This is a genomic window from Halegenticoccus tardaugens (assembly GCF_004116405.1).
Lineage (GTDB): Archaea > Halobacteriota > Halobacteria > Halobacteriales > Haloferacaceae > Halegenticoccus > Halegenticoccus tardaugens.
In genome coordinates, this window is sequence record NZ_SDIC01000007.1 from 217,146 (window position 1) to 242,818 (window position 25,673).

Annotated in this window: 22 protein-coding genes and 2 pseudogenes; 7 read left to right on the forward strand and 17 right to left on the reverse strand. The window is 54.7% G+C overall.

Features of this window, described 5'->3' with window-relative positions; genetic code table 11:
* The first annotated feature begins 22 nt into the window (after window positions 1-22).
* Complete coding sequence (locus C3L37_RS18390) at window positions 23-1,258, forward strand: FAD-dependent monooxygenase (RefSeq protein WP_129116036.1); 1,236 nt, start codon at window positions 23-25, stop codon at window positions 1,256-1,258.
* A 96-nt stretch (window positions 1,259-1,354) separates the two neighbouring features.
* Here the strand turns inward: C3L37_RS18390 and C3L37_RS18395 are convergent, their stop codons facing one another.
* Complete coding sequence (locus tag C3L37_RS18395) at window positions 1,355-1,717, reverse strand: hypothetical protein (RefSeq protein ID WP_228546337.1); 363 nt, start codon at window positions 1,715-1,717, stop codon at window positions 1,355-1,357.
* A gap of 114 nt (window positions 1,718-1,831) precedes the next feature.
* The gene (locus C3L37_RS18400; RefSeq protein ID WP_129116037.1) at window positions 1,832-3,331 is read right to left on the reverse strand and encodes an aldehyde dehydrogenase family protein; all 1,500 of its coding nucleotides are present in this window, start codon (window positions 3,329-3,331) and stop codon (window positions 1,832-1,834) included.
* A gap of 150 nt (window positions 3,332-3,481) precedes the next feature.
* Between C3L37_RS18400 and C3L37_RS18405 the strand changes: the two genes are divergently transcribed.
* The 3 genes from C3L37_RS18405 (at window position 3,482) to C3L37_RS18415 (ending at window position 5,871) form a co-directional block, all read left to right on the forward strand.
* Window positions 3,482-4,567, forward strand: coding sequence for a cupin domain-containing protein (locus C3L37_RS18405; protein WP_129116107.1), 1,086 nt, complete (start codon window positions 3,482-3,484; stop codon window positions 4,565-4,567).
* Between the two features lie 155 nt (window positions 4,568-4,722).
* The gene (locus tag C3L37_RS18410; RefSeq protein ID WP_129116038.1) at window positions 4,723-4,905 is read left to right on the forward strand and encodes a hypothetical protein; all 183 of its coding nucleotides are present in this window, start codon (window positions 4,723-4,725) and stop codon (window positions 4,903-4,905) included.
* 90 nt (window positions 4,906-4,995) lie between these two features.
* Window positions 4,996-5,871 (forward strand): fumarylacetoacetate hydrolase family protein, encoded by an 876-nt coding sequence (locus C3L37_RS18415; protein ID WP_129116039.1) that lies wholly within the window; start codon window positions 4,996-4,998, stop codon window positions 5,869-5,871.
* Window positions 5,872-6,124: 253 nt separating this feature from the next.
* Here the strand turns inward: C3L37_RS18415 and C3L37_RS18420 are convergent, their stop codons facing one another.
* From C3L37_RS18420 to C3L37_RS18435, 4 genes are all read right to left on the reverse strand, one after another.
* A complete protein-coding gene (locus C3L37_RS18420; RefSeq protein WP_129116108.1) occupies window positions 6,125-7,672 on the reverse strand; it encodes a class I adenylate-forming enzyme family protein in 1,548 nt (515 codons plus the stop codon).
* A 1,873-nt stretch (window positions 7,673-9,545) separates the two neighbouring features.
* Entirely contained in the window at window positions 9,546-9,833 is a 288-nt protein-coding gene (locus tag C3L37_RS25850) for an acetate--CoA ligase family protein (RefSeq protein WP_129116040.1), read from the reverse strand.
* 347 nt (window positions 9,834-10,180) lie between these two features.
* Window positions 10,181-11,251, reverse strand: coding sequence for a PEP/pyruvate-binding domain-containing protein (locus tag C3L37_RS18430; protein ID WP_129116041.1), 1,071 nt, complete (start codon window positions 11,249-11,251; stop codon window positions 10,181-10,183).
* Window positions 11,252-11,283: 32 nt separating this feature from the next.
* Window positions 11,284-13,155, reverse strand: a complete 1,872-nt coding sequence (locus C3L37_RS18435) for a PEP-utilizing enzyme (RefSeq protein WP_129116042.1) — start codon at window positions 13,153-13,155, stop codon at window positions 11,284-11,286.
* Between the two features lie 120 nt (window positions 13,156-13,275).
* Here C3L37_RS18435 and C3L37_RS18440 point away from each other — a divergent pair, with 120 nt between their 5' ends.
* Entirely contained in the window at window positions 13,276-13,707 is a 432-nt protein-coding gene (locus C3L37_RS18440) for an NUDIX hydrolase (protein WP_129116043.1), read from the forward strand.
* Between the two features lie 12 nt (window positions 13,708-13,719).
* Here the strand turns inward: C3L37_RS18440 and C3L37_RS18445 are convergent, their stop codons facing one another.
* The 6 genes from C3L37_RS18445 to C3L37_RS18470 form a co-directional block, all read right to left on the reverse strand.
* Complete coding sequence (locus tag C3L37_RS18445) at window positions 13,720-14,166, reverse strand: hypothetical protein (RefSeq protein ID WP_129116044.1); 447 nt, start codon at window positions 14,164-14,166, stop codon at window positions 13,720-13,722.
* 17 nt (window positions 14,167-14,183) lie between these two features.
* Window positions 14,184-14,711 (reverse strand): aromatic-ring-hydroxylating dioxygenase subunit beta, encoded by a 528-nt coding sequence (locus C3L37_RS18450; protein ID WP_228546339.1) that lies wholly within the window; start codon window positions 14,709-14,711, stop codon window positions 14,184-14,186.
* A gap of 1 nt (window position 14,712) precedes the next feature.
* The gene (locus C3L37_RS18455; RefSeq protein WP_228546340.1) at window positions 14,713-16,170 is read right to left on the reverse strand and encodes an aromatic ring-hydroxylating oxygenase subunit alpha; all 1,458 of its coding nucleotides are present in this window, start codon (window positions 16,168-16,170) and stop codon (window positions 14,713-14,715) included.
* A gap of 65 nt (window positions 16,171-16,235) precedes the next feature.
* Window positions 16,236-17,663 carry an aldehyde dehydrogenase family protein gene (locus tag C3L37_RS18460; protein WP_129116046.1) on the reverse strand — a complete coding sequence of 476 codons (1,428 nt, stop codon included), beginning with the start codon at window positions 17,661-17,663 and terminating at the stop codon, window positions 16,236-16,238.
* An 88-nt stretch (window positions 17,664-17,751) separates the two neighbouring features.
* The gene (locus C3L37_RS18465; protein WP_129116047.1) at window positions 17,752-18,846 is read right to left on the reverse strand and encodes a zinc-binding dehydrogenase; all 1,095 of its coding nucleotides are present in this window, start codon (window positions 18,844-18,846) and stop codon (window positions 17,752-17,754) included.
* A gap of 117 nt (window positions 18,847-18,963) precedes the next feature.
* Window positions 18,964-19,683 (reverse strand): metallophosphoesterase family protein, encoded by a 720-nt coding sequence (locus C3L37_RS18470; protein WP_129116048.1) that lies wholly within the window; start codon window positions 19,681-19,683, stop codon window positions 18,964-18,966.
* 141 nt (window positions 19,684-19,824) lie between these two features.
* Between C3L37_RS18470 and C3L37_RS18475 the strand changes: the two genes are divergently transcribed.
* Window positions 19,825-20,592, forward strand: coding sequence for an IclR family transcriptional regulator (locus tag C3L37_RS18475; RefSeq protein ID WP_164974806.1), 768 nt, complete (start codon window positions 19,825-19,827; stop codon window positions 20,590-20,592).
* Window positions 20,593-20,745: 153 nt separating this feature from the next.
* On the opposite strand, the pseudogene C3L37_RS18480 reads toward C3L37_RS18475, so the two are convergent.
* The 5 genes and pseudogenes from C3L37_RS18480 to C3L37_RS18500 all read right to left on the reverse strand — a co-directional run bounded on the left by C3L37_RS18480 (window position 20,746) and on the right by C3L37_RS18500 (window position 24,568).
* Window positions 20,746-21,557 (reverse strand): annotated as a pseudogene (locus C3L37_RS18480) (IS5 family transposase).
* 171 nt (window positions 21,558-21,728) lie between these two features.
* Window positions 21,729-21,800: pseudogene (locus tag C3L37_RS25855) on the reverse strand (IS6 family transposase); the annotation flags it as partial.
* 88 nt (window positions 21,801-21,888) lie between these two features.
* Window positions 21,889-22,656 carry an IclR family transcriptional regulator gene (locus C3L37_RS18490; RefSeq protein ID WP_164974807.1) on the reverse strand — a complete coding sequence of 256 codons (768 nt, stop codon included), beginning with the start codon at window positions 22,654-22,656 and terminating at the stop codon, window positions 21,889-21,891.
* A gap of 490 nt (window positions 22,657-23,146) precedes the next feature.
* Window positions 23,147-23,524, reverse strand: coding sequence for a Rieske (2Fe-2S) protein (locus tag C3L37_RS18495; protein ID WP_129116050.1), 378 nt, complete (start codon window positions 23,522-23,524; stop codon window positions 23,147-23,149).
* A gap of 6 nt (window positions 23,525-23,530) precedes the next feature.
* Window positions 23,531-24,568, reverse strand: a complete 1,038-nt coding sequence (locus tag C3L37_RS18500; RefSeq protein WP_228546341.1) for an amidohydrolase family protein — start codon at window positions 24,566-24,568, stop codon at window positions 23,531-23,533.
* Between the two features lie 267 nt (window positions 24,569-24,835).
* On the opposite strand from C3L37_RS18500, the gene C3L37_RS18505 reads away from it, so the two are divergent.
* The gene (locus C3L37_RS18505) at window positions 24,836-25,585 is read left to right on the forward strand and encodes a maleate cis-trans isomerase family protein (protein ID WP_129116052.1); all 750 of its coding nucleotides are present in this window, start codon (window positions 24,836-24,838) and stop codon (window positions 25,583-25,585) included.
* The last annotated feature ends 88 nt before the right edge of the window (window positions 25,586-25,673 follow it).

Here is a 25,673-nt window from a genome sequence, read left to right on the forward strand (position 1 = left end):
TCGTATTTCGTCACTGTCTCTCATGAGCGGTGATCCGAGCAACGTACCAGTACTTGTAGCGGGCGCCGGACCAGTCGGGATGACAACGGCGCTCGCGTTGCACGCACGGGGAGTCGAAACGGCCATTCTCGAGGCGGAACCCGCAGACCGAGATCGATCGGGGAGTCGGGCCATCTACGTCCACGGTTCGACTCTTCGGACGCTCGAACGTCTCCATTCCGGCTTGGGAACGAATCTCGTCGACGAGGGTCTCGTCTGGCCGACTCGCCGAACGCTGTACCGTGGGAAAGAGGTGTTCAACCGGACGTACGACTCTCCCGGTGGGTCAGGTGACATCCCACATTTCACAAGCGTCCCGCAGGTCGTCACCGAGCAGTACATGCTGGAGGCGCTTGCCGACATTGGGGTCGACATTCACTGGGAGACAGAAGTCAGCTCTGTTGCATCCTCACCAGACGGCGTCCACGTCGAGACGGCAGACGGTCGGGAGTGGGAGACCGACTATCTGGTTGGTGCCGACGGTGGCGGTTCGACCGTCCGCAAAGAGATCGGATCGAACTTCGAGGGCGATCAGTCTGAGAACGCCTTCATCATCGCCGACATCGAAGACGAAGGGATCGACGACGACCACCCAGACCTCGAACGGCTGTTCCACTACGACGCGCCTGAGGCCGACGGCAGAAACGTGTTGCTCGTACCGTTCACCGGCGGTTGGCGTCTCGACATCCAGTGTATCGAAGGCGACGACCCCGAAGAACTCAGCAGCACCGAGCGGATGCGAGAGTTTGTCCGCGATATTATGGGGGAGGAGTACGCCGATAGCCTGCAGTGGGTCTCGACATACCACTTCCTTCAGGTGATGGCAGACTCGTTCGTCGACGAAGACCGTCGGGTGCTGTTAGCTGGCGAGGCGGCCCATCTGCTGGCACCGTTCGGCGCCCGTGGGATGAACTCCGGTATCGCTGATGCCGACGAGGCCGCCTCAGCGATCGCGGTGGCGCTAAATGCGCGCACGGAGGCGGTTGCGCGCGACGAAGTCGAATTGTTCGCCGCCCGCCGCGAGAAGGCGGCTGAGTACAACCTCGATGCGGCTGGTCAGGCTCTCGAATATCTCCAGGGCAAAGACCCCGTGACGATCCTGCGAAAGGAGGCAGCCGCCGAACTCGCCGACTACTTCGAGGTCGCCGGCGAGTGGCTCGACGATGCGCCGTACGGTCCACACGGCGCGCCACCGATCGTCTCGACTGGAAACTACTGAATCGGCCTACCGACATCTTCTCTCGTTTTATCGGTTACAAAGCAAACAACTCGGCGAGAGACGTACAGGTAAAGCACCGCGAAGAGTGTGATCTTCTCAGGTCAGATTCAATCTTTTAGCGACCCAGTAGTCTCGGGCAGCCATCACCAGTCCCTTTTCGTTTTCGAAGTCGCTCGTCTCGGCGACAAACTCGTCCCATTCCCCGTGATGGATCCGTTCCAGTTCGTCGGCGGAATCGGCGTCGCTGGGGCTTGCTGCGACCATCTCGTCGAACGACTCGAACTCAGTGCGCGCTCTGACGAACGCCGTGTCGAATAGGTCGGTGACGAGAAGCGTTTCGTCATGGTCGTAGACGTTGCCGGCCTCCGGAAGCGTGTCACGCTGCTCGGCGACCGTTTCGATATCCGGGTCTAACACCATGGTCTCGTTCGGCGATGATACCTTGTAAATCCACCTCATCCTCGTGTGTTGGTGACGACGTGTCGCTTCCGAAGCGAGACGTCCCTAGAAGGGCGACGGATGTACCGACCTTGCTCGTTCACGGGACGTTCTCGATGGGTGCGGGCCGGCAACTCAGAAGGGAAACTCGCGGGGTTCGTGCTGGAGAGAGATCCACTTTTTCTCCGTGACCTCGTCTAGGAAGTCCTCGCTGTTGTAGCCGCCGACGCCAGAGGCACCGGTGCCGCTGAAGGGAACGTGCGCCTCGTCGTTGATTGGCTGGTCGTTGACGTGGATCATCCCGGTGTCGATGCGATCGGCGATGCGTTTTCCCGCGCCGACGTCACCCGCGTGGACCGACCCAGAAAGACCGTATTCGGTCGCATTGGCAAGTTCGACGGCCTCGTCGACATCCGAGAAGGGAATAACCGGCGCGATCGGACCGAAGTGCTCGTTGCATGCGACCGCCATCTCATTGGTCACGTCAGAGAGCACTGTCGGCGCAACGACCAGCGAATCGTCAATGCCTTCGAATTCGACCGTTTCGCCGCCGGTTTCGAGCGTCGCTCCAGCGGCCACGGTTTTTTCAACGTAGTTGAGCATCTCGTCGCGCTGCGACTCGTCAATAACGGGTCCAACGGCCACCTCGTCGTGGGCGCTGCCAACTGGGAGACCCTCCGCGCGATCGGTGAGTTTCTGAACGTACTCATCATAGACATCCTCGTGGACTAAATGTCTATTGATAGAAATACAGACCTGCCCCTGGTGGACGAAACTCCCGAACACGGCAGCGTCGACGGCGGCGTCGATGTTGGCGTCAACAGTGACGATATGGGCGTTGTTCCCTCCGAGTTCCATCGCGGCGACCGCAAGATTCTCACCGGCCGCTGCGGCAACGCGGCGGCCGACCGTGGTCGACCCAGTGAACGCGACTACGTCGCTCTCAGGATGGCTGGCGACGCGGTCGCCGATGTCGGAACCACGTCCGGTAACGACGTTCAGTACCCCGCCGGGTAGTCCCGCCTCTTCGAACAAGCGTGCAAACAGGAGTCCTCCGACGATAGGGGTGTTCGTCGCCGGTTTGAGCACGACAGCGTTACCAGCGGCGATTGCCGGCGCGACCGCTCGCATCGAGAGGTTCAGCGGAAAATTCCACGGCGAAATAACCGTGACCACGCCCTGCGGTACACGCTGGACGATGTTTTCCTTGCCCGGGATGTTGGATGCTACATGTTCGCCCTTCAGCCGCCGAGGGAGCGTCACGGCCTCTGCGACTTGGTCGGACGTGAGGTGGAGCGATGTCTCACCCATCCCGCGGGTGCCACCGGCTTCGTGGGTTAAGAGCCCAATTATCTCCTCTTCGTGATCGCTCAGTAATCCGAGCACTTCTTGGACGACCTCCTGACGGCGAGCCGGTGGCGCTTGTCCCCATTCCTCCTGTGCCGCGGCGGCCGCTTCATAGGCGGTGTCGACGTCGTCCTCGGTCCCGGCCGGCACCGTCGCAACCGTCTCGCGTGTCGAGGGATCCTCGACGTCTATCGTCTTCCCACTGGCCGAATTCCGCCACTCGCCGTCGACGTATAATCGACTCCAGTCGGCGTCGATGCCGTATGCTGCTGGCTGTCCTCGTGCCATACTGTGCTATCGGATGAATCGATAATCAAGGTTTGGAAAATGGGACCGAGAGTCAGACACGTTTTGGAAAGCGAAGACAAGTCGGACGAGTTCGATCCCGTCACGGGAACCTCCAACACACTTATGTTGATTCTTCTGGAAACAAGTGATATGGCGCAACAAGAGCCTGAAGAGCGCATAGAATTGACCTCCGAGACCAGGCGTATCCTGGAGGAGACGGACCTCCGACCCCTGTGGGAAGTTGAGGACACGATGGGACACGTCTACGACGAACTCGAAGCCAATATCTGGAAGTGGGACGATATCAAACAGGCGATCGATCACGTCGAGGAGGACATGCCGATAGAGGAGCTCCCACCGGGCTTCCAGCGGCGTGTCGCCGTCCCCATCAATACCGGGATGCAGAACGCTATCTCGAACACCATCTACGTCGGCGTCCAGACCGTCTCACCCGGCGAGACTGCGCCGTCGCACCGCCACGGGGCTAACGCACTGCGCTTTACCATCGACGGCTCGGAAGACATGAAGACGGTCGTCGCAGGCGAGGAGTTCCCGATGGAGAACAACGACCTCATCACGACGCCGCAGTGGGAGTGGCACGACCATGTCAACGACTCTGACCAGACAGCAATGTGGCTCGACGTACTCGACCTCCCACTCATTCTTGACTCTTTGAACTCCTCGAACGTCTTCGAGAATCATGAACTCGAGCGCCAGCCCGTCACCAAGACCCAGGGCTACTGGGACTCGCAGTACGGGCACGCCCGTCCCGCCGCCGAGTCGAACGACGGGGGCATTCCGGGCCCGTTTGAGGGCACCCGCGAGCCGACGCCGCCGTACCGGTTCGGCTGGACCGAGACCCTTGAGACGCTCCGCCAACGTGCCGAAAACAACAACCCTGACCCGTACGACGGTTACAGCTTGGCCTACGTCAACCCGACAACGGGCCAAGAGCCACTGTTTCCGACGATGTCCTTCCGCGCCCAACTGCTCACCGAGGCGACGGAGGCGCACTTCCATAATGCCACGGAGGTCTTCTTCGTAATCGAGGGTGCGGGTACCACCCACGTCGACGACGAGACGCTTGAGTGGGATCAATGGGACATCTTCGTCGTGCCGCCGGACAAGCCTCACCGCCACGAACCCGAAAACGACGAAGCCATTCTCCTCGGCATGACCGACCGGCCAGTGTTCGAGGCGTTCAACTTCTACGCCGAATCCGCAGCGGATCAGTAACCCAGTCCAGCCCTCCCAAACGGAGTTTTTGTCAGCTGTCGGGCGTCGAATGTGGTTCGTCACTGGTTTCTCAGCAAAGAACGAGGCCGCCTCCTACACCCATATATGAGAAAACGGGGGAATATTTTATAAACTGGTAGCCGTACTGAGTCAATATGGCAGATTTCGAGAATCCGTACGCTGAACACGATCCGTTCGTTCAGGCGCACTTCGACTGTCTGGACTGTGGTGGTAAACTATGGGAATACGCGATCGACGGACAGATGGTGTGCGAAGACTGTCGTAGCGTCTTCGAGTCCAAAGACGTATTCGATGCCCAGATCCGCGCCAGCGACTAATCTGTAATCCTATAGTCACCGCGAGGGTGGTGTTCAAACTCGATAGCCGAGAAAGGATGATTTATGTGGGAAGGTCACGGTGGTTCCCTCATGCGACTCGTCAGATTCAACGATAATCGGCTCGGTCTGCTGAGTGACGACAGTATCGTCGACGTCACTGACCGACTCGGCCTTCAGACGAACGACCCACTCAAGGAGTACGCTCGCGAAGACCTTGACGCGAGCACGTACGAGGACGAAGAACCTGACTATCGCCGCGAGGAAGTCACAATCGAGTCGCCTGTCCGTCGCCCCGGCAAGGTGATCGCGGCGCCGCTGAATTACGAAAACCACGTCGAGGAGGCACTGGCCGACAAAGACATCGTCACCGACGAGTGGTTCACCATCGAAGACAAGGGCTACTTTCTCAAGGCTCCCTCGAGCGTCGTTGGTCCGGAAGATGGTATCGAACTGCCGTTCAACGACCGCCGTGTCGATCACGAAATCGAACTCGGCTTCGTCATGCGTGAGGACGTAAAGGACATCGAGAGTGACGACGTTTGGGACGCGATCCTCGGCTACACGATCCTTCTCGACGTGTCTGTTCGGGGAGATCAGGATCGATCGAATCGCAAATCGTACGACACCTTCACAGTTATTGGGCCGTGCGTTGCCACACCCGATGAACTCGACGACCCACACGACCTTGAGATGGAACTCCAATTGAATAGTGAGACTCGACAGCAGGAGAACACGGGTGGCATGATTTACAGCTGTGCCGATATCGTCGAGTACGCCTCCATCGGAATGACCATCGAAGCCGGCGATGTCGTCACTACCGGGACACCAGAGGGGGTTAGTGCAATAACCGGTGGCGACACAATCAACGCCACAATCGAAGACATCGGATCAATGACCGTCGAGGTAACTGAACGCGATCTCGAATTTGCGGACGTAGACGTCAAAAAGAGCCAACAAAGCGACTGATCAATTGAGTACCGTCGAGATATCCGGACACCATCAGCGTTGACGACAATCCAGAGAGAATCGTGAACAAGGGCGTGGGATCATTTTCGACGTGTACCCGCTGAAGTGAATTGCTCCACCACCTCTGCTGGTTCTCGGTCGCCAACCGGTCTGTGGTAAACGACTCGTCTACATCTGATTGTCAATTATCGCTCTTTCGGCCGGAGAGGGCCGAGCCGAATCGCGCTCCGTCATCTCCTCGCCTCCTTCGGATTCACTCGTCGAAAAATTTGACGAGGATCGTCTCACGTTCGATGGTTCCGGTGTCAGTTCGTGGAAGCGGTTCGGTTGTTACTTCATACCTCCGCGGGCGTTTGAATTCAGCCAGCTGATCATGGTCTTTGCAGAATTGATCGAGATCGTCGAGGTCGAAGGTGTTCGAGCCATTGGCGGAGACCACACATGCGACTCGGTGCCCCCACTTTTCGTCCTTGAGCCCTACGACAGCAGCCTCTTCAATTCCTTCGTAGGTCTCGAGAACGTCTTCGATTTCCTCCGGATAGATGTTCTCCCCGCCGCTGACGATCATATTGTCGGTTCGTCCGACGATGTAGAGGAAGCCCTCGTCATCGACTTCGGCGCAATCGCCCGTTCGAAGCCAGCCGTCGACGTACGTTCGCTCGGTCGCCTCAGGATTATCCACGTATCCGTCACTCATACCTGGTCCGCGGGCGATTAGTTCTCCAGCCTCGCCTGGACTAACGATCGCCGTCGGATCGAACGCTTCGTTGGAGTCGGCAATTTCCACGACTCGTATCTCCCACGTGAATGATTCCTTTCCAATCGTTCCTGTGTGGTTCTCCTGCGTGGATGGATGCGCGAACGTTAAATTTGGGCCGCCCTCGGTCAACCCATACGTGTTGTATATGCCGTCGGTTAGGTGCCTGGACGCTTTTTGCACGAGCCGATCAGTTACGATCGATCCGCCAGTTCGAACGTACGAAAGGGTAGTGACGTCGTATTCCTCGATTGCTTGCGTCTCAACCAACCTGTGAAGCTGCGTCGGGACGGCGAGCAGCCCTGTCACGTCGTAGTCCTCCACAAGTCGAAGCGATTCTCCCGGATCGAAATCAGGCTGTAGAACTAGCGTTGCACCGGCTTGTAAATGGGGAAGAATCCAGGCATCAGTCGTCACCATATGGTACCACGGTGTCGTGACGAGTGCCGTGTCTGTCTCGTCAATATTCATCTCCATAATTACCTGAGTACTCCCATACCACATCTGTTTTTGATCGAACAGCACCGCTTTCGGCGTGCTCGTTGTTCCGCTTGTATAAAACACGCCGTGTTCGTGGTCTGGGTTAGTCTCTACTGGATTGGCGGATGCCTCCGCAACGATCTCCTCGTATGATTCAACATCGTCTCGATTGATCGCTTTCTCTCCCGCGTGGATGCCGGTGTTGATCTCCGTTCTGTCGAGCACCTCGACTGCCTTCTCAGCGTTCGCGTCATCGAAGAGTAGCATCTTAGCTTCCGTCGGGCGGAGCATCGACGCGATGGCTCCAGGACTATCGCGGAACGGTAGCTGTACATTCCCCATTCCCCGCTTCTGGCTCGCGAGCATCGCTTCAATCGCCGTCGAGCCGGTCAACGCGAGCGTCGCAATTCGTCGACTAGCTACTCGTTCGTTCAGTGCGTTCGCGAGTCGAGTCGTCCGTTCGCCCAGCTCGTCGTACGTCAGTGACCGGCCATCGTAGGTGACGAATGCCGCTTTCGACGGATGACACCGGACTGTTCGTTCAAACGCATCAGTGTACTTCATCAGTTTGGTTGCCTGAGTGTGTTTCCTGTTACCGAACACATTAATGATTATGGTGCGCATTTCAGCGGTCGATCAACTTACTCTACCTGAGTTCTCCACCGTGCGTCATGAATCTCTAACTCGCACTTTGGTTACGTACCAAATGGTCAATATGCCGGCCCCTACGTGTGTTCACCCCAATTGGGCCTTTAGGAGTACGACTATAGACTTGGTGTTAGACCTCCGTACACGGGAATCCGACCGATATATGACGCCTGGCATAAGATGATCGCGCGTGCACGATCGTTTGGACCGAGTTCGATCTTACTTCAACAGAGGGATTAGCGGGCTCTGGATTCACATCCAACCCGTTTTTCTTCTCCCAGCGGTAGCAATGTCGTAGTTCGGTGGGCTCCTTGCAGACGACCTCTCGGTTGCCACAGGTGTCGGACATAGTCTTGCGATCTGTCGCACCGTGTACGTCGCCCATCTCAAGGATGAGTACATCGATCACTACATTCGAGGCGAAGACGCTGACAATCCTCTTACTCCTGCCGAGATTCACGTTTCATTATCATCTTAACTGTCACATTCCTCGGCTGTGTCGGGTTTCTCTGGATAACATCTTGGGTCGTCGCAGCCGTTCTCACCGTCCCGGTTGTCGTGCTCGCTCTCCTCCACGTCCCCTATCCTGATACGACTCCGGTCACCACGACTATTGATTATCCATTTGGGATCGCCCTTGCGACGATGGGTGGGTATGCAACGCAGACAAGCTCAGTGATCTCGTCCGTCGTAGCGATTTCACTGTGCCGCCATAGCGACTCCCCTCCCCCTCGGTGCCGTGATGGTCTGACTCGGTCGCGGGTACGGTGCCGACCGTGCTGTCTCGTTGTTCATCAAAGTGACCTATGCGTTCGGCGTCGTGCTGTTTCTCGCGGTACGTCCCGGCCTTCTCTGCTGAGTGAAGAAGTCGAGTTACGGGCTAGCCGTCGACGAGTTGAAGTTCGAAAACAGTTATAGCTTCAAGCAACTCGTTCACCTCGTCTTCAAGTGAAGAATCGGTGCCCAAACCGATACTGCTCGGCTTCCCTGGAACCGTATCGATTTTGTTCGAGACTGACGAGTGTATGTGTAGTGAATTTTGACCAACCCGAGTCGGTCGGTGAATCCGATCGCTCCGAGTTGACTGGTTTCCATTTCTAATTCGACAACAGCGAACAGAGTGCTATCCGATTTAATGGAATGATCATCAAGCTAGTCTATTTTCTTGATGACATCATACTACGGCTAGTCGTACGGTATTTTCCACTATTTCGAGTATGATTCTTAATTGAGGAGATCTTGGTGTTCGCTGTTAGAGAACGTTATTGGAGGGCCGGGAAATGAAAATCATCTTTGCGTGCGAATCATTACAAACATACGCTTGTGAAGCGAGTGCGACACCTAGCCATGGTCATCTGGGTCTATATAATAATGAGTTGATAAGAATCAACGAGAAGATCGCAGGCTGTCGTTCCGCCACAGCGAACGCACGTGGGGCCCTCATGTGACAGAACTCCGCATGTGTCTTTATGCTGTGGATCGAACAGGTATTAAATAATCACCAAATGGAAGTACGACTCAGTATCTGTAAATTGAGTGGGAGAGATGGTATTTACGGCTGTCGACGAAGGTCTGTGGACGTGGCTTGGCGTGGCGGAGAAACAATATTCCATCCTAAATAATGTGTCCCTCAAACCTTACAAGTCCTTGTTTGTACCCCCGTTGGTCATTTCAGTTAACTTCCACGCTGAGGACGATGAGAGCGTCAAGTGCCAAGGTGTCTTCTGTGGTAACCAACACCAGGTCCACGTCAATTTCTGTGATAGCGTAGTACTCGACGACGAAGTTATTACCGTCTAGATAACATCGGCCAGCGCCGATTTGTTGGCTGGTTCACCGCCGCGATAGCCTCCGAGAAGCTTGCCGCAGTCAATTCGTTGATGGCCGAACGGGCCTCCACGTAATCGATTGACGCGAGTAACCGACTCGTGTCCTTGTACACTTCGGTGAACACGCCACCCAGTCCGACCAAGACGACCGGTCGGAATGAGGGATCGCGCAGTCCGCCGAATTTCTCGTCGATGGTGCACGGTGGCCCCAAGAAGGGTATCGTCATCACGGGCTTTGATTCCAGCATGAAACATACGGGAATCAAAATGTCATCGACTCTCTACTACGAAGTCAAACGACGAACCGGCCAGTTCGCAACTGACTGCCGGCGCGTTGAGCCAGCAATCGCCGAAACAGGGCTACTCGCACAAACCTTCTGCTAAAATCAGTCAATTCGAACAGCGTCACCATATTGGAATTTCCTGATATAAACGTTAATTTCTTTAGAGACGGTTAATGGGACGACGATCAACATGACGTGAGAGAATTTCAGAGCACACGAGAAGCCCCTCATTGTTGCAGAAAAATAGCCTGATAAGCTACCACTATCATTCGTTACACCACTTATATATAAAATATTATATTATTAATATATTAAAGGTGGTCAAGAATCTGGTTGGTTGTATTACTCGAGTCGCTCCTGTTGTCGACACTTCGTTGTTTGACTTCTTTGTTCCATGTGGTCTCCGGACGACTTTGCAATACGAAGAACTGTTTGTCATTGCCCTGTTCTTCAATGGCCCACTCAATGTCCTGCGGTTCGCCGTAATGCTGCTCGATCATCTTCGCTAAGTCGGTCAATTTGATCAGTTCATCGGCCGTCACAGATGGAACGTCGCGTTTATCATCAGCAATTTTGACTTCTTCGGTACCGGCATCCGTGGGAACCGTCATGACGTCTTTATTCGGAATGTTCCGATCAACAATTTTGTAAACAGGCTTATCCACGAGGAAACTATCCGGGGTAACGATTCCGCTTACGACAGCTTCACCCAGCCCCCAATTCGATTCGATCCGAACTTTCGATCGATCACCGTTCGAGGGATTAACGGTGAACATCACGCCTGACGATCGGGCATCAACCATTTTCTGAATCCCGACGCTGATGAGCACTTCATCTCGGTTAAACCCCTGCTTCTCACGGTAGGTGATCGCTCGCGCAGTGAACAGACTCGCCATACATTCTTTTGTTCGCTGTGTGACTGCCTCGAAATCAGTCACATTGAGGTAGGTGTCCTGTTGCCCAGCGAAACTCGCGTCAGGTAAGTCCTCCGCCGTTGCTGATGATCGGACAGCCACTTGCAAGTCATTTGCTCCTGTCTTTGCCTGTAGTTGTTCCCATGATGACTTGAGCTCCCTAGCGAGGAACGGGGGGAATGAGGTGTTTTCAATGTACTCGCGGATATCGCTGCTTGCGGCTGCAACAGCGGTGTCATCGTCGATATCGACTTCGGATATCCGGTCAGTAATGTATTCATCGAGTGACTGCCTTTCGAGGAAGGTTTCGTAGAAGTCCGTGGTGACAGCGAATCCTGGCGGAACTTGGACATCATCACCAGCCTCCATCAGTTCGCCAAGCGAGGCATTCTTCCCACCGACAAGCCCAATATTCGCTTTCTTGCACTTTTCCGACTCGAAATTCAGGGTGTATGTTGGATCAGCCATTGTGAATTGTTGCTCTTGATTCGTTATAATAGTTATTCTGTCTTCTCAAGGATCTCAACGCTCCCCTTGTTGCCATCTACGCGGATTCGATCACCGGTCTGGAGGCGGGACGTCGCCGTCCCAGCCCCTGTGACAGCCGGCAAACCGTACTCGCGACAGACGATAGCAGTGTGACTCGTCGCACCACCATTATCCGTGACGGCCCCGGCTACCTTAGAAAACACCGGTGTCCAATCCGGATTCGTGAGGGGAGAGACGAGTATTTCGTCGCGCTCCACCTTGTTTAGGTCACTCCCCGATGTGACTACTCGTGCTTTCCCTTCGGCTATGCCAGACGAGGACGCAAAGCCGCTCATCTTATTGCTGTCTTCCTCCTGCGTAGAGCCGAGCCAGTTCTGGACAGTTTCAGTCGTAATGCCCCAGAGCATAATCACCATCGGATCCGTGACCTCTTCGGGCGGATCGCCAATCGCCGGGGGTGGCGACCATTCTTCGGCCGCACCAAGGATGCGTTTTCGTTTGTCTGCATCCTCTTTCCAGTAGTTTGGGATGTGTGCGCCTTTTCCCTGGGACCAGACGCGAGCGAGGTCTGCGAGGAGTTCCGGCACCTCGTTTCGCCCGAATAGCGTAATATCACGGGGTTCATCGAGTATGCCGTGATTGACTAAGAGTTCGCCGAACTCATCGAGCTTCTGGAAAATAATCGTATGGAGCCAGTTTTCAATCCAGAACTGGTGATCCTCAGCATGGTTGTAGACCTTTAACACGAGTTGATGGGCCTGATCGAACTGAGGGCGTTCATCATCGGTGAGATAGCTCCGATATTCGTCGACGACCTCCTCGCGCCCTTCCTGAAGGGCCTTGATGTCACGCCGGATTTCTTCACCCTCTTGGAGTGCAGTCACCTTCTCGTGAAGGTGTTCGAAGGGCTGTTCGAGCGTATCGAGCCACGACCCTTCCGCACTGTGATAGCCTCTGCTAACAGTGATGTGGAACCACGGGTCTTTCACATCCTCAAAGGCTTCGCGGAACTCACGACCTGCTTCAGTTTCCTCGAGACGAGCAATTTTCTCGTCGGGGGTTCCATCTGAAGCCAAGATTTCCGGAACCTCGTCACCTAACTCCACTGCCTGTTGAGCGAGATCATTTAAAACCTTGTCAGCAAAGAACAGGTCCGTTTCGAGGCCCGTAACCATCTCTCCGATGGCGTTGTCGCTGATATCCGGGAAGAGATCATCGCAAGTCTGCTTAAAGGAGAGATACGCCAGATAAACCAGATTAAGGTACTCGAAGTGGCGCTGCCATCCCCGGAGCGTCAGCTCCTGTAACCGATTGTAAGCGCTCTGTACATTGACCGACTCGGGATAGAGGCCCTTTGCTTCGAAGACTACTTCGTCAGGAGCGTATTCGGGAAGTTGCTCCGGGACCTCGAGATCGCGAATCTCTTGACCGATTTCTTTGACTGCGGGAAGCCACTCGTCCTCATAGAGTTTGTCGAAGTTCTCATAGACGAATCCACTTCGGTCGCTAAATACAGAGCCACGTTCTTCGAGTAACTCTGGATCCGTGCATGGTACTGGTGAGGCATATGAGTAACCGCCGATGATTCGCAGATCTATACCCATCGCTGGTGGAACTGCAAATACACGACTCTGTGCTTGGGAGAGTTGCATCACGATAGATTCGACACAAAGCGTGATATCCCAGGGACGGAGTGGCGTCGGACTATCCTTCTGATCCCAGAACCAGAATCGGTCCTTTTCTAACTCCGTTCGACCTGGTGACTCTCCAAATCGAAAGTAGCGGGGGTACATTTCCTCCCAGCCCTCACATTCCTCGGGTACCTCGACTTCGTCTGGCAATGGAAACCTATCTACTGGTTCTGAATTGCTTTCCTCTATCATGGTTGGCTCTAACACCTTACACGGTAACCCTCACTATATCATATTATATCTTTGGGTTTTCGTAGTACAATAGCTGACAGTTCGCGTCACTATTTTGTACGAGATATCCGAATCGTCAGTATGTACACTTTGGTTGCCTCGGTCGTGGCACGTACCACTAACGATGTCCTCCTCGTCAAGGAAGGGAAAGAAGAAGTACAGGGTACTTGGAACCTACCGGGCGGACGGGTGGAAGAAGATGAAGACCCGTCCGAAACAGCAGTACGAGAGGTCAAAGAAGAGGTGGGCGTCAGCGTAGATCTGGTCGGAGTTGTTGGCATATATCTTGGACAGGATGCGTTCGTCGATGGGCCGTTTCTATCGATAACGTACCTGGGACAGTTATCCGGAAAACCACGGGCGATTTCAACCGACACTGTTGAAGCTGTAGAGTGGGTTAACCAGCAACGTCTCAACGAATTAGAGCTGCGCTCACCATACGTATCGCGTGCAATCTACGATGCCAACGAAAAGACGTTCTCGAAGGATATCATCCAGTTCATTATAGAGTAGGAGATGTTCTATTTAGTGATCGTGCGGTCCATGAGGTGTTTCCAAAAACTCAGAAAAGAGGTCGGTCTTACACGTTGTGAGCTCGCGGAGCATCGCTGGATACAATCGAAGCTCGGTTCTTTTCACAGGTGCACGTACGACGAGTGCGTCGCCGTTCGACGTCGTTATCTTCGAGACCACGACGTCAGCGTATTCGTTGTTGATCTCGAACGATCCAATGGTAGATTGAGATTCACTTCCATCATCCCACTCAGGAGGCGGACTACAGCCGAGCCGATCCACTAAGTCCACCTCCGTTTGCCAAGAGAGGCTTTCGAGGCCGAGTGCATCAACTCGAATTCGAGTCGATGACTCCGGTGTGCCGCTGTCTGATGCAATCTCGACGAGTTGACCTCGGGGCGTCAGTAGCTTCCGGACGGTAGCCGAGTGAGACCCTGCGACTATGTCGAATTCTTCCACAGTAGAGGTTTGTGAGCTCATAAGAAGATCGAGATTTTATCGATTTTCGGAACTGCATGGTCAAGGAATACGTGGCGCTTCGCTATGGTGAAGGTATTGCCGTCCGGGTGGAGAACGTCTTCTCGGCGGCCCGCGAGGAACGTGTACGACTCTGAGTCTCCCTGCCCATAGTACAAGAGCAGGTGACTCTTCGCTTCGACAGTGCCATCATCTCTCTCGCTGGCGCGTACGTTGGTCACGAATCGCCGTGTCCGGGATGGCGGTCGTTCAGACCAAGCATACTCCGACTCGAACCGTTGGACCCGTGCTTCCAAGGATCCATAGTCCTCATCAAAGTAATATGATAAATCACTGAAATTATTGTTCACGTGTTCGCGTGTGATTCGTAGCGGTGCCTTATACACAATATCTTTATCCAGCAGCGAGAGCCATGCTTTCTGCTCACGCTGGTCCAGCAGGGCAGCCTCTTCGTAGAGGAACTGTTTGACACGTCGTTCCAAGAGCAACTGATCCAGTTCTGACTTCCGATCACTGTTCGTAGCCATACTATTCACCACCCTCTGCCCGTTCACACTCACTTGTTAATTCGCATCCGCTTGCCTGCTCACAGTCTCTCGACATCTCATCTCCATCACATGGTGTTGAGAGGTGGTCGAACCATTGATCATGGAACTTCTGCATACCAACCTCTTCCAGGTTGATCGCATAGACGGTGCCTGGTCCAGGCCACTGCTCGTCGAAGGCTACTTCGCTCATCTCTTTAGTGCCCATCTGGTAGTTCAATTCCAACCCGTGCTGTTTAGCGAATGTCGAGTCAGCGACGTCAGTGATACCGTTCCAGATGGAGACGTCATCCTGTTCGAAGTTCCCTGATGGGCCGAAGTTGGACATATACACTTTGTAGATGCGCTCTTTAACCTCCTCTGATGCTCGCTTCGGTGCGAAAGCCCAACTCCATATCTCGGTTTTGTTCGGGCCAAGTGGCCGCCACTTTCGGAGGCCGAGGAAGCCAGTGACGTCCTTATCCGGATCATCAGTAATGTCTCCGAAGTTGAGAAATGCCAGATTGGGGAAAATACTCCCGGTGAACGAGAGCGCTTCCTTGGCGGCCTCGTACTGATCAGGCGTCACGTTATCAGGATTGAACAGCTCCACGATTTCGTCGGGATACGTCATGAACACGTCTTCACCCTCAACCATTCGTGTACTGGTCGTGTGGCCGTCACAGTGGATGTGCCGATCTTTCGTGTCCCCTGCACCAGCGACACCAACGGTGTCGTCACCGCCGAGTCCGAGTTGCTTGATCGAGTGGTGCGCAAAGCCAGTGTGGTAGCTGTCACCAGCAAAGTTGTCGGCACCTGTCTTCCAGTTCGTTTCTACCACCCAGCGGTGTGGTTCGCCGATAACTTCCATTCCACCATCGGGGAGTTTGAATTGGATGTCGAGATACCAGGTGAACTCTCCCAAGTGCTCCTCTAGGCTCTCACCAGACTCTGAAAGCGAAGCGAACACGAGCCCGGCGTACATGTCCACTCGAGGCGCACTGTGTAGTCCGTGTTCAGACAGGTCCAAGTTCTTGAACGCTACGTCCTTCTGTGGCACTCCTACGAGTTCACCGGTATTCTTGTACGTCCACCCGTGGTACGGGCACCGGAAGTGGGAGGTGTTACCTTGTTCAGCGCGGCACAGTTTCGTACCGCGATGACGACAGCTATCGAACAGCACCTGGATTTCACCGCTCATGTCTCGGACGAAGATGAATGGATTGCCCGCAATGTAGCGGCGTGCATAATCACCCTCCTCAGGTATCTCAGATTCGTGACCGACAAATATCCACTCACGGCCGAACAGTCGATCGAGTTCGAGTTTATGAATCGTCTCGCTATTGAACGACTTGAGCGGGAGCTTGCCTTCCCCAAGTGATGCTTCGATCTCTGCAAGGAGATCCGCGTGATCCTCTGAATTGTGACCATCAGATGACACTTTCCGCTCGGTTGTTGGCATACACTCACACATCAATCTCCCCCTATTTATTCATTCCGGTATGTAAAAATATTGATATAATTCCCTCAGCGGAGCGTCCTGTCGACTGTCATCCGGACGTTCTTGATTTTGGTATAATGGTTGAGGGCAGCTGTCGCATATTCTGACCCGATTCCGCTTTGTTTGTACGCGGGGAACGGAACCTGTGGAATCGGCGAAGCGTAGTTATTCACCGTAACTGTTCCAGCTTCAAGATGCTCTGTGATGCGATTCGCTCTGTTGAGGTCAGTTGTCCAGACGCTAGCATATAGGCCGTACTCTGTGTCGTTCGCGCGTTCGACGACTTCCTGCTCGGAATCGAATCGAAAGGCCGTTAGGACGGGACCGAATATCTCTTCGCAGGAGACGGCCGCGTCGTCGGGTACGTTCTCGATAAGCGTCGGTTCGTAGAAGTTCCCCTCTCCGAAGGGAATACGACCACCCGTGGTGATAGACCCTCCCGCTTCAATGGCCGATTCAACGTACGACGAAACCTCTGACTGTGCCGAGGGTGAGATGAGCGCCGATATTTCGGTCTCGTTCGGGTCTTTCTTCACGTCCATCGCTTCGATTCTTGACACCACGTGGTCGATAAACTCGTCGTAGATGTCGTCTTCGATGAACAGTCGAGTGCCGGCATAACAGCTCTGGCCGGCGTTGCTGAACAGTTTAACCGCCCCGTCCGCGGCCGCTTCTAAGTCTGCGTCGGCGAAGACGATGTTTGGACTCTTCCCCCCAAGTTCGAGATTCAGTGGGATCAATCGGTCCGATACCAAGTTCCGAATGTGTAGGCCAACTGTTTTCGATCCAGTGAACGTCAGTTCTTGCACCTTTTCATTCGTGACCAGCGCTTCGCCGGCCGTTGACCCTGACCCAGAAACGACGTTCAAAACTCCGTCAGGCAGTCCCGCATCTCTGGCTGCTCGTCCTAATTCGAGAATCGACATCGGCGCCAGCTGAGCGGGTTTCGCCACAACGGTATTCCCACAGGCTAGTGCGGGAGCGATGCTTCGCGAACCCAATAGTAGCGGTGAGTTCCACGGGATGATGTGCCCAGTCACGCCTAGCGGTTCTCGTCGCGTGTAGTCGAACTCCTCGTGTGAAAGCGGGATGGTTTCTCCGTTGATACGGTGGGTCAATCCCGCGTAGTACTCAAAGTACTCTGCCGCATATTCGACACTCCGTTTCGAATCCAACAGAGACCGCCCAGTTTCTTCGGTGTGTCGCTGCGCGATCTCCGTCTTGCGGGTACGAAGTTCGGCGGCGATATCTCGAAGGTAGTGTCCCCGAGAGACAGTATCGACTGTTCGCCAGCGCTCGAAGGCCGACTCGGCCGCTTCGACTGCAGAGGTGACGTCTGATTCGTTTGCGAGTGCGATACTGGATACCGGCTGATTCGACGATGGGTCGTTCACGGTTTCCCTCTCTGTACGTGATAGGGTCTCCCCATCGATGAGTAACTCGTACTCTCTCATCGGTTTGTAGGCTTTTGAGGGCTTCGGATATAAAACTTCAGCTGTCGTATGATGGCTGAGATACGCGACTAATAGCGTGGTCGGTGCCTCACTCCTGGGTGATAACGCTCCGGATACCGGTCCCTTCGTCTATCGCCTCAAACGCCCTGTCCAGTTGGTCAAGTGAATACGTGTCACTGACAAGTTTCTCCAGGGGGAGCTGCCCGGATTCCGCGAGCCTCGCGAAACGAGGGATGTCGGTCGAGGGGCGAAGCGAGCCACCAACGTTCCCGACGATTCGTTTTCCGTGGGTTAGCGCTGCGGGGGGAATTTCGAAGTTGTCGGCAGAACTCGTCGCTGTCGAGACGACCGCCCCTCCGGGACGAATAGCATCGATCGCCTGCTTGACCACGTCTGGATGGCTGGTACACTCGAAAGCGTACTTGACCCCATTACCGGTGATGTTCTGAATCGCCTCTACAGGATCAGTATCGCGAGAGTTGACAGTGTGTGTGGTCCCAAGCGCCTCTATAAATGATAGTTTCTCGTCGACGACGTCGACTGCAATGATGGGATTGGCCCCAACCAGTGTAGCACCGAGAATCGCGCTCGATCCAACTCCGCCACAGCCGAATACAGCGATAGGCTCACCTGCTGAAACCTTAGCAGTGTTCGTCACTGCTCCTAGACCAGTCGTCGCACCACATCCGAGTAGCGAAGCCTCGGCAAACGGCAGTTCATCGGGGATTTTGACGGCAGTCTGTTCGGCGACGACACAGTGGGTGGCGAACGACGATTGTCCGTAGAAGTGGTTCACGTCCTCACCGTTTCGGGAGAGTCGTCGAGTACCATCTAACAGCGTCCCCCGCTTGGCTACAGATCGTCGCGAACAGAGGTGAGGATTCCCGCGCTCGCAGAACTCGCACTCCCGGCAGAACGGAAGGACCCACAGTACGACACGGTCCCCCTCTTCGAGTGACGAGACGCCGTTGCCGACAGCGTCAACGACACCGGCTCCCTCGTGTCCCAAGACAACAGGATACAGTACCTCTGAAGCACCGACGTACCGATGGTGGTCAGTGTGACAGACGCCGGTCGCCCGGACGTCGACACGAATTTCGCCCGCCTTCGGTTCGGCGAGTTCGAGCGATTCGATTGACAGGTTTCGTGGCTCTTCCAAAACTGCTGCAGTGATGCGTGTCATATGTAGCGCTTCTCCCCATCTATTCCTTGTACTGGTGATGACTAAAGTGTGGGGTTATCGTCGATTATTTGCAGTCTCTGTCCGCTCAACTCCGGTCATACTGCGTCTGCGAACCCCTCACTCTCCAGCGACGACCTCGCCTTTCTCCAGCCACAGACTGAGCAAGTCCGGAAGCGGCGTTTGCCGGATTTTTCTGGCAACCTCTTCGATCGGATACGATACACGTTGGAGGGTGGCTGTGTTCGTTTCGAGATCAATGACAGCATAGGCTGCCCGGGGGTCTCCGTCGCGTGGCTGTCCCACACTACCTGGATTTACGAGCAGACGCCCGTCGAAGCGTTCTGCGTGTTGAACGTGCGTGTGTCCATGAACGAGAATTGATTCATCACCGAACAGATCAAGCTCGTAGTCCTCGGGATAGAGTCGTCCGTCTTGGTCCCCTGGCTTTCCGTGAACCAGTTTGACAATTCCACCCTCGATAGTTAGTTCCGCTGGAAGGTTAGCTAGATACTCCATCTCCTCGGTATCGAGTTGTTCATGAGTCCAGATGCCCGCTGTACGTGCGAGTTCGCTCGGCCGAAACTCTGCATCGTCTTTGTTTCCGGGTTCCGCAGCTGTTCCCATCGCGTCGATGTTTGAACTGATTTTGCGGTCGTGGTTCCCTTGGATACTAATGATCCCTTCGTTGGCGAAGGTTTCCAAAACGTGGTGCGGAAACGGATTGTAACCTACTGCGTCTCCGCAATGATAGATTCGGTCTACGTCCGGCATCTCGCCGAGGACCGCCTCAAGTGCTGGTTGATTTCCATGTACATCGCTTATCAGTCCTATTTCCATATCCTGAAAACCACGTTGGGCTATTTAAAACTTTCAAATTAACATTATTTGTGGCTTGTTCCGATTATAACGGAAATTTTCATATATTTCCGGGGTTGCCGGAACGTTCCATTATAAATGGTTTGGGACTTATCGGGGAGTATGGCGAGCGAAAATAGAGGTTCAGGCACGATCGGGACGTTAGAAAGGGGTTTCCAGATAATCGAAATCATTGAAGAGGAGGAATCCGCGACCCTCACTGAAGTAGCCAACAGAATGGGAGTCGCAAGAAGCACTGTGCATGACTATCTCACAACCCTCCTTAATCTTGAATACCTTGTCAAGAACGATGGAGCGTATCAACTTGGGCTGAAGTTCACGAGACTTGGAACGAACGCCAGAGAGACTGTTCCGCTATCGAATGTCATCACGCCGTATTTAGAGCGGTTAGCCGATGAGACTGGGGAAACAGTGTGGTTCCTGGTTGAAGAATGTGGCCTCGCAGTGTACCTCGCACATGCAGAAGGGGGACAGGGGATCAAGACAGAACACTTCATTGGTGGTCGTTCGTACCTGCATTGTCACGCAGGTGGGAAAGCGATTCTCGCACAGTTTCCTGAAGATCGTGTTAACGAGATCATCGATAAACACGGGCTTCCGGAAATAACGGAAAATACAATTACCACTCGGGACGCACTCTTTGAAGAACTGGAGCGGATCCGCGAACAGAACTATGCACAAAACTATAGTGAGCAGTTAGAGCAGACAAGAGCGGTTAGTTCCGCAATCGTAATCGATGGCGAAGTTCTTGGAGCAATCAGCGTTGGAGGTCCTGCACACCGACTCCGTGGTGAACGATTTGATGAGGAGTTGCCGAATCTGGTTATGAGCGCAGCGAACGAGATCAGGCTCAACCAACTGTATTCGTAGGCGATTGTGTCGTTGACTGCCAAACCATTACAATCATAGTAATGTAATGAAAGATCGGCTTTTGTGACCTCCAATGCTCTCTCAGTAGGACTAAATTCGTCGGTGATGTTTTTAGTGCTCTGTAGGATCGGTAGACGGCGCTTGAGTTCACCGTTATCTCACGCTCCGACGGAGGTTGTAGACGGTGCATTTGAGAACCATTTCGCGGAGTTCCGTGCCAGCTTCGCGCACACACGGTGGCGCCGAGCGCGCGCTTGAGCCTTGAGAAGACGGTTTCGACCATCCAGCGACGGTTGTATTGCGTCGAACTCATCCGTACGGTGTGCGCGAGATCAAGCGAGGAGTAGATACGATGCTTGGTGGGCGGACGAACTCCGCAGCCGTGGAGTTCGTCGCGAACCGGGTTCCCGTCGTAGCCCCGGTCAGCAGCCAGTGAGAGCAGGTCGCCTGCATTTCGGCGGGCGACTTGTGGGCCAATCTTCGCGTCATGTTTCTTTGTCGTCGTGCAGTGGACGTCGGTGACGTACAGCGTTTCAACGTCCACGAGAGCGGTGGCTTTCAATGACCGGACGAGGGAGTGCGCTCTGTAGGCGTAGTACCGCGACGGGTGGTCGCGGTCGAAACCAGTTGAATCGATAGCGGCGTGGCCAGTGCGTTTCTCCGCCGATGCGCGGGGAAACGCACACCACGTCTTCGTCGAAATTTTCTCGAAACAATCGCGGAGCACCGTGTAGTGAGGTAGCCGCGTGAGACCAATCTTTGAGACCGCCCGGCATTTCGCTGAGCAGGTCGATTGTCTGGCGGTAGGACTTCCCCAAGCTCGATTCTCAGTGCATTAAGTGTGAGCATCGCCACTCGGCGAACCCGGCTCCCCCGACGGGGTCGGCGGGTTTGCCTGGATTCTTGACAACTATTTTACCAGTGGTAACCGTAACACGTGTGGAGCGGCGGATTTCCGAACACAAACCAATCTGTTGCTTCGCTTTCTACCGAGGTTACGGAGTCGCCACACCACAGTCTAGCGATCCTATAGAGCAGAGCAGTTTGAATAAGGGACACGGCGCGTCAGATATGCAAAAAAGTGGGCCGGAAAGTTTCTTGACTTTCAGAGGTTGTCTTGACCATTACAGGGTGTCCGCCCTCCGCTCGTTCTCCCAAGATTCTTCTAAATCCGCCTCGTAGCTTTCGCTGGACAGGTCTGCGAGCATGAGCCCAACTCAACTTCACGACCTACTCACTCCTCAAACTAGCTTAGCTAGACAGGATCGGAAGAATTAATTTCTCAATAGGGGTGTGTTACTCGTACGTCATCTTGAGTTCGATCTCGTTCGACCCGGTCGAGACCAGTTCGATCAGCCGTTTCCGGAACGTCTCGTTCTCGACGCGCGTGACGGGGGCAGAGATCGCAACTGCGCCGGCGACGTGGTCTTCGACGATGATGGGTGCTGCCACTGCCGACGTTCCTTCCGCTGCCTCGTTGTGGTTTACTGCGTATCCCTTTTCTTGGATCTCCGAGAGCTCTGCTTTGAGTTCTTCGACGGTCGAAATCGACTCGGGAGTCTTTGGTGGGAGACCGTGCTCATCGACGACTTCATCGACGTGCTCCTCCGACGAGAAGGCCAACATCACCTTTCCTGACGCGAGACAATGCATGTATTCGTGTTTTCCGATCCGTTCATGCGTCTCGATGGAGTTCTCGCCCAACTCCTGTGCCAAATAGACCGCCTTTCCTTTTTCTTCGACCATTAACCACACTGCGGCGCCACTCTCCTTGGCCATCCCTTTGAGTGTCGACCGTGATTTCGAGTATACCGAAATACACTCCCTGGCGGCGATACCGTGGTCGAGAAACTGAAGCGAGAGGGTGTACTTTCGGTCCTTCCGCGAGAGATAGCCGATGTGGACAAGCGTCGTCAGATAGTCATGGAGCGTGCTCTCGGCCATGTCGACCTCTTTCGATACATTCGTGAACGTCGCCTCATCTAACCCTTGAATTACGTCGATCAGCTCGAACACTTTGACCGCCGTTTTGATGGGTCGATTCGGCAATTTTTCGTTGATCATGCGGTAATTGATGAGGATTTCTCGTATAAGTGTTGTGTTACAGTGTGCCACGCCCACGAACCAGTGGTCCGGGTCGGATCCAAGTCTCCGCCTCGTCCTAGGCTTTACGATATTATAGTTGTCACGCATGGGTTAGTTGTTAATAGACGAAGCGTCCGCCAACCGAACACCGACCGTCATCGAAAAATGTGAGACGGTCCGTCTGAGGGTCTGAATTCATCGAATCGAACTTCGATATCATCGAAGCGTTTCAGGGACCGTCTTACACGGCGTCCTCGGGAAAAAGTGCCATCTTGACCTTCCCGACGGTTAGGAGATATTCCGGGAATATCGAAATCCAGAGAGAGTGGTGAATCGATTTGAGCCAATGTAGAACTGATCGAGATATGATTCTTGAAGATGCGGCACATCGAGACGCAGTTCGCAGGGAGTTGTCGTTGCAAAAAAGGGTGAACAGCCGCTTCGACTCCGTCGGTCAGTAACCGTGCGATCAGACTCGGACGAACACGTCGCCGTCTGTCACTTCGACGTCGAACGTGCCGATACACTTCCCGGACACCTCGTGTTCACCCGACTTGATGTCGAGTTCCCAGAGATGCCAAGGACAACTCACGGTCAGATCGCCCTCATTAACGCCGCCGCGCGTCTCCGTCCACGTGTGCTCTGCGTTAATCTTCTCTTCGCCAGCCTTATACAACGGCGCGCCTTGGTGCGGACAGCGGTTCGACAGGGCGTGGAACTCGCCCTCCACGTTGAACACAGCGATCTCGATGCCGTTGACGTCGACCGCGATGCCTCGTCCTCGAGGGACGTCTTCGACCGATACAACTCTTGTGTACTCGTCTTCGATTTCTGGGTCTACGCTCATCGGTGATCAGAGCCTGAGTATCTCCTCGGCGTTCTCGTGCAGGATGGACTGACGAAGTTCATCGTCAAACGCTCGCGACGTGTAGAACCACGTCGGCGGGTCCAACGTCTGGTGCGGCCAGTCGCTCGAGTAGGTGAACATGTCGTCCGCCATGCTCAGGTCGAGAAGGTCTCTCGCCTGACCGGACCCGCGTGGGAGTGCAAGCGGTTGCGTCGTCAGATAAACGTTGTCGCGAAGGTACTCGCTGGGACGGCGCTTGAGGTACTTATCGCCAGTCGCGTGCTTCCGGGGCGTGATCTTCACGTCGTCGGGGTGCATCTCGTAGAACTCGTCCATCCGGTACCGAACAAACGGGACCCACCAGTGCCCGCCTTCTTGGACCACCACGTTCAGTTCCGGGAACCGATCGAACACACCCCGCATGATCATATTGACGACGTTCACCATCGCGTGGATCGGCCAGTCGAAGCCAAGAACCTCAGTCCACGTCAGCATCTCGTCACCGATGTACGAGTGCTGCGGCCAGTAGGCAAGCGACCCATGCAGGAAAAGGGGAAAGTCGTTCTCGACCAGCGCTTCGAATACCGGATCAAACTGCTCGCTCCCCCACGGAGTCTTTGGCCCAAACCACGAATAGGCCGCAACAACGTTGTCTTCCGCCGCGACCCGTTCGATCTCCTCGACGGCGTACTCTGGGTCCCATTTCGGGACGAGCATCGCCGTGTATATCCCTTCGTCGGCGAAGTTGTCGAGCATGTAGTCGTTCGCCGCCTGCACGACACCGTTTTTCAAAAGTGGATGGTGCTGAAGCGGCAGGTTGTTAATCCCTGCGTTGACGATGGGATCGTCGATGGCGAACTTCTCGCAGGCTTCACGGACGTCCTCGGCGTACTCTGCACGCCCCTGTGTGAACAGGCCTTCGTTGCCCTCTTTGATCGCGTACGCCGCGTCCCACTTGCCCATGACGGGCGTCGGACCGAACTCAGTCGACAACTTGTCTCGGACAACGTCGTCTTCTACGTACGACAGAAGTTCGTCCTCCATCGGATTGACGTGGAAGTCGAGGTCAATGATTCTGTCTTCGTACGCTTGATCCGGAACCTCCGCTTGCGAATTTATGCGGCTAATAGGCGAACCCATGAACCCACATGTGATCCTCTGCTATAAATAATTTACTTTGCGAATAGTCTATCTCCAGGATTCTAGAACGAACGGATCACGAACCGGTTCGAGCGACTGCTCGCTTATCGGTCGTATCAGCGATGCTGAGAAACGCCTAAGTGGGTGATAGACCCTTCTCTGACAGAGGCAATGACCGACACCTTCCGCGTAGGACTGATAGTACCTAGCTCGAACGTGACCATGGAGACGGAGATTCCCACGATGTTGAACGACCGACCCGACCATTTCGGCGAGCAGTTCACGTTCCACTCAAGTCGCATGCGCATGCAGAGCGTCACACAGGAGGAACTCGAAAACATGGACGACCAGTCCGAGCGGAGCGCTACCTTACTGTCGGACGCTCACTGCGACGTTTTGGCGTACGCGTGTCTCATTGGGATCATGGCACAGGGGGCCGGCTACCACGAGGAGAGCGAGGCGAAACTTCATGAACGGACCGTCGAGAACGACGCCGAGGCACCAATCGTGACGAGTGCCGGAGCCCTCGTCCGAGCGATGGACCGTCTAGATGCGGAGAGAGTTACGCTCATCGCTCCATACATCGAGGAACTCACGCAAACGGTGATCGATTACTTCGAGAGCAGCGGTGTCGACGTCGTCGACTACGAGACGCTCGAATGCCCCGACAACCTTGAAGTCGCTCGACTCGACCAGCGAAACCTCCTCGACATCGCTGACGGCCTCGAGACCAACAACTCGGACGCGTTGGTCCTCTCGTCGTGTGTCCAGATGCCGTCGTTGGCCTCAATCCAGGCCGCCGAGGATAGGTTCGGACTCCCGGTGTTTTCGGCGGCGACGGCGACGACCTACGAGATCCTCGACCAACTCGGTCTCAGCACCCAGGTCAATGGGGCGGGAAGTCTCCTCGACGGGGTGTGAATTGGTGCTTTCGGGTCCCGTCACCGGCGTAGTGTCTAATCGACATAGGTTATAATTATTATATTGAGAAGTTTTATGTAGGATCACG